This is a genomic window from Thomasclavelia sp. (genome assembly GCF_047249845.1).
In the GTDB taxonomy this organism is placed as follows: domain Bacteria; phylum Bacillota_I; class Bacilli_A; order Erysipelotrichales; family Coprobacillaceae; genus Thomasclavelia.
Genome location: NZ_JBKTWO010000097.1, coordinates 1 through 4,152, shown reverse-complemented (window position 1 = coordinate 4,152; position 4,152 = coordinate 1). Strand labels below are relative to the sequence as shown.

Annotated in this window: 3 protein-coding genes; 2 read left to right on the top strand and 1 reads right to left on the bottom strand. The window is 29.2% G+C overall.

Annotated elements, in window-relative coordinates; genetic code table 11:
* Positions 1-42 precede the first annotated feature (42 nt).
* Positions 43-465, top strand: coding sequence for a hypothetical protein (locus ACLR9T_RS13420; protein WP_413110014.1), 423 nt, complete (start codon positions 43-45; stop codon positions 463-465).
* A 53-nt stretch (positions 466-518) separates the two neighbouring features.
* Here the strand turns inward: ACLR9T_RS13420 and ACLR9T_RS13415 are convergent, their stop codons facing one another.
* Positions 519-689, bottom strand: a complete 171-nt coding sequence (locus tag ACLR9T_RS13415) for an IS3 family transposase (RefSeq protein ID WP_081723979.1) — start codon at positions 687-689, stop codon at positions 519-521.
* A 1,394-nt stretch (positions 690-2,083) separates the two neighbouring features.
* On the opposite strand from ACLR9T_RS13415, the gene ACLR9T_RS13410 reads away from it, so the two are divergent.
* Complete coding sequence (locus tag ACLR9T_RS13410) at positions 2,084-4,096, top strand: family 20 glycosylhydrolase (RefSeq protein ID WP_413110013.1); 2,013 nt, start codon at positions 2,084-2,086, stop codon at positions 4,094-4,096.
* Positions 4,097-4,152: the final 56 nt, after the last annotated feature.

Below are 4,152 nucleotides of genomic sequence, written 5' to 3'. Positions count from 1 at the left end.
AAACTTGAAGAAACATACAGGAGTAGCATAGGAGCGGTGTTCATGAGAGATATGTCTCTCAGTAATATTTTATCAAAAATTGATAGAAAGAACGTATATGACTATATCGTTTACAGCGATGAGATGACATTTATGATAGATGATATTATTGAGATGGAAAGTTATTGGTATGACATAGAGCTGATTTTTAAATTTTATGGAGAGTATTCATTTTTTAGAGGAAAAGTAATAAGTGGTAGTATTAAGGAAAATGGTTGTATAGCAGTGATCAAGAATACATCGATGGTAAAAAAAGATCTCAAGGTACTAATGAAAATGGGTAGGAATTATATGAAAAAAGCATATATAGAGCTAAAGAATAAGATGTTAAATAGTTTTGAAGATATTTGGGAATTTCTGAATAAATTGAAAATATTCTACTTGAAATCGATCCAGTTTAATAGAAGTATACTGTTGTTTTGTTAATGAGAGAAAGGGCAAGGAGATTATACTCTGTCAAGATTTCGGACAAAGATATCCTAATTTTTTAATATTTCGTTGAATTCTTTTTCATAATTTAATGGTGATTGGTAATCACAATGTTCATGAATTCTTAGAGTGTTATAAAAACTATTAATATATTCAAATACTAATCTAGATACATGATTATAGTCACATATCTTTTGCCCATTTAAACATTTCCTTTTAATTAATGAACGTAATGAACGGAAGGATTCGGTAGAAGCATTATCCTAAGGTGTTCCCTTGTGAGAATAGCTTATAATCATATTGATGCAAGAATAAAAAGTGTAGTTTGAGGGAAATGTAGAGCGGTTTATTAATATTGATAAATAGAGAAGTACATGGCAGGCCATAAAAATGTCTTAAAGATTGGTGATATTATATAATATGTGAAATGGGCTAGACGTATATCCTATAAATGATGACTGTGGTTTTCCTCCTATGTGTATATTTTAATAGTGAAAATATGTAGGTTGATACAGGATATACTCCACACGCCAATTATATTAGTTAAATATAAAACCTTAATTTGTCAGTTAAAAGTAAATAATTAATGTTTAAGTGTGTAGTTCAAAACAATTCCATAAAATTCAAAAGATATAGGCAAAGTTACTTACTTCTCTTATACACATTCCTATTTTATATATTATGTTTGTGTATCTATTGCCAAATTGTAATCTTGCATGTTTTACATATTTTGCTGCTGTTATTATCATTGTTTTAATGTCTGTTGATAGTCGCTTTCTTGCCACCGTATGACTCTTATTTCTTTTTTATGTATCATTATAGGCTGAATTGTCCAATATTCGTAAAGTATTATATGCTCTCATAGTTAAATGAAGTATAAAATGTTTGTTGCGAATTTTCCGCTTTTATATGTAATATTTTCAACTTTTATATTCTTAATAAAATGCTTCTCTAAAATAAATGATGAAAATATTTTATCGTATTCACCAGATGAGTGCATTGTATAATAGAAAAATGTTTAGATTATTTCTCATATAATCCAAATATTTGTATTTTTCATCACGTATACAGGTATTATTAAATATTTTGCTAAAAGTGATAAAACATGCATAAAAGGCTATTGAACATACATTTTTATAATGATATGATTGTTGTAGAAGTGGATGCAGTGTTAGGTTTTTATAAAAGAATCTGATAATTTTATTTAAACCAAATACACTCTGTAAGGAGGGATGTAAGCGCTAACTTAAATATTTTTATTTTAAAAGGGAAAACAAAAATCAAGAAAGGAGTTAAATTAGTATTTAAATAACGCATAAAACACTAGTGAATGATTAATGTTGAAATGTTAATGGGTATTACTTATAGTTTTGGGACTCGCTCTAATAGACATTCACAAACACAGTAGAGTTACTATTCTACTATATTATAATAATTTACTAATATCGTATTATTGATAAAACGACTGATAATAATTAGCATAAATTAAACCTTTAGATAAGGTATTTTAATCATACTGTTTTTTTTGTTTATATGGAGGATCTGATTTACCTAATCTGCAACATTAATAAAAACTAGTATATGTATTAACTTATTAATTTAAAGTGAGTAGAAAATGAAAGGGAAAGTATCAATGAATAGGCTACTTAAAGTAGCTGCACCGGCACTTTTGGTAGCTGCTATTATTTGTCAATCAGTAGGTTTTCAAGGCGTTTTAGCTAAAGATAATGTTACAACAGCATCTAGCGATCATGTTTCAAACCTTACTGATCAACAATTACAGGCATTAACAAATCCCATTCTTCAATCTTATAAAGCAGATAACAGCCATAAAGTTTGGAAAATGACTGCTGATAGTCGATTAGCTGTTCTAGCAAATCAAACTAATATCGAAAATGTAAGATTGCAAGAAGTGGTGAAATTAGTAAATTCAGAATTTGTTGAAAAAGGAATTATTTCATCTCCATTGGCAATGGTTTTTGCTCAAGAAAAAGATGTTAGTTATGGAGATATTTTAATCAATATTGATAAAGCAAATCCAATTACTAATAACTCTAATAGTGAAGAAGCATATAAAATCACAATTGGAGAAGATGGAGTTCGTTTAACTGGTGCCAGTGAAAATGCTGTTATGCATGGATTAAGAACAATCCAAAATTTAGCTATTACTAATGATGGTTTAGTTTACGGTGAAATCATAGATTATCCGAATGTTGCAGAACGTAGAGTACACGTTGACTGCGCTAGAAAATACATTTCTAAAGATTGGTTTATTCGCCAAATTAGAGAAATGTCTTATATGAAAATGAATGCTCTTCAAATTCATTTTTCTGAAAATATGGGATTTAGAATTGAATGTGAAACTGATCCAGCTATCGTTTCTGATCAATATTTAACAAAAATAGAAGTTAGAGAAATTTTAGCAGAGGCTAAAAAATACGGTATCAAAGTTATTCCATCATTTGATAGTCCAGGTCATGTTGACCAAATTTTAAAAGCTCATCCTGAATACGGGCAAGTTAATAATAGCGGAAATCATTATAAATCTGGTTTAGATGTTACTAATCCTGAAGCTATTGCATATATCCGTAGTTTATATGATGAATATATGGATTTATTTGAAGGATGTACTGATTTCCATATTGGTGGCGATGAGTATATGGAGTTTGACCGTCCGCCATTCACTACAGAATATAAGAGTGTATTAAACTCTTATGCAGTTGAAAAATATGGTCAAGGATATATTTGGAAAGATGTAATTGCCGGATATATTAATGATTTAGCTGAATATGTACATGATCGTGGATTTACACCAAGAATTTGGAATGATGGTGTTTATTACGGTGAAAGCTCTTATGAAGGTGCACAAAAAATAAAAATGCATGACTATATTGGAATTGATTTCTGGTCACAAATGTCATGGAATTCAAGTATTGCAAATTTACAAACATTCATTAATAAAGGTCATGATACAATTTATAACATCAATGCAAGTTTCTTCTATTATGTATTACGTAATGATAAACCTACTGATGGTAGAGAACAACACTCATTTGATAATTTGAATGCAGATCGTAAAATCTATAATGAATGGACACCTGGAAAATTCCAAGGTAACCCAGCTGTAGATGATAATTCTGATTTTATTAAAGGTGCTTCAATGGGAATTTGGTGTGACAATCCAAATTTATGTAGCGAAGATGTAATTACTGAAGATATTGCTGATGAATTACGTGCATTAGCTTCTAAATCATGGAATACAAGCAGTAACACAATTATCAATTTTGATGGTTTTCAAGAAAATTATGCTAAATTAGGTAATGTTGCTGGATTTGAAAAAGGATCTACATTACCAGATGCTGGAGAATTCTTAACAGCTGGTGACTTAGGAAAAATTACTATTCGTTTCGTAGATGAAAATAATCAAGAATTAAAACATGAAGTAATTAAATACGGAACAGTTGGTGAAAAATTTGAATTTAGTGCTGATCCTATTTATGGATACCGTGTAATTGATAATACACCAATTACTGGTACTTACACTAAAGAAGGTGCTGTTTATATATTCACTTATGAATTATATACAGATAAGGCGGCTTTAAATAACGAAGTAACAATTGTATTATAAGAAAAAGATTATATCAATGAATCATGTAGTGAATATAAAACAGCATTAATAGCTGC

Excerpts from the sequence above, each read along its gene's own strand:
- ACLR9T_RS13420 (WP_413110014.1), top strand. The coding sequence starts at position 43 with ATGAGAGATATGTCTCTCAGTAATATTTTATCAAAAATTGATAGAAAG.
- ACLR9T_RS13410 (WP_413110013.1), top strand. The coding sequence starts at position 2,084 with ATGAAAGGGAAAGTATCAATGAATAGGCTACTTAAAGTAGCTGCACCG.